Origin of the sequence: Proteiniclasticum sediminis (assembly GCF_018128025.1) — a bacterium.
GTDB classification, from domain to species: domain Bacteria; phylum Bacillota; class Clostridia; order Clostridiales; family Clostridiaceae; genus Proteiniclasticum; species Proteiniclasticum sediminis.
Map to the genome: position 1 here is coordinate 1 of NZ_JAGSCS010000067.1, position 747 is coordinate 747.

Annotated in this window: 1 protein-coding gene; it reads left to right on the forward strand. The window is 53.3% G+C overall.

Features of this window, described 5'->3' with window-relative positions; all coding sequences use genetic code 11:
• The coding region (locus KCG48_RS14555; protein ID WP_211802896.1) for a UPF0236 family transposase-like protein at positions 1–747 on the forward strand (747 nt) is incomplete at both ends.

Sequence of the window (747 nt, forward strand, 5' to 3'; positions counted from 1 at the left end):
GATCGATACCGGGCTTCAAGCCGATATGCTGACCAAAGCCAAGGAAATGTCCTATGAGCAAGTGGTGCAAAGCTATGAGAACATCAGCATCCGTAGCCGTTCTACGATCAAGAATCTTGTCCATCAAACCTCCATGGAAGATAGCAACTGGCCGAAACTCCAACCAGAGAACCGTAAGGTTCGATTCCTCTACATCGAAGCGGATGAAGACCATGTCCACCAGCAAAAAGGGAAAGGGCTGATCATGAAGCTCGCCTATGTCCATGAGGGAAAGCGGGTGGTGAATCCCGCCTCCAAATCAAAGCAGAAGCGGAATGAGCTCATTGAGGCGCAATACCTCAGTGGACTCTATCCGCAGAATGACGACTTCTGGTTTGAGATCCTGGACTATTTAGAGACCCGGTATGACCTGGATTCCGTGGAGCGGATCTTCCTTTCCGGGGACGGAGCCCCGTGGATTCAGGCGGGCGCGGAGATCCTGCCCAAATGTGTATTCGTGATCGATGGCTACCACCTGTCCAAATACATCAAAGCTGCCACGGGGGCTTATCCAGGGGAAGAAAGCCGCTTGAAGAGAGCGGTCTATAGCGGGAATCGGGACTGGGTGGAGGCTTACTTTGACACAGTGGAGGGGAATGACCATACCTTGGCCGAACGGAAGCGCTTTGCCAGCTGCCGGACGTATCTGCTGGGAAACTGGGCGGAAATCCAGAACCGTCACCTTCCAGGCTATGTGGAATGCAGTGC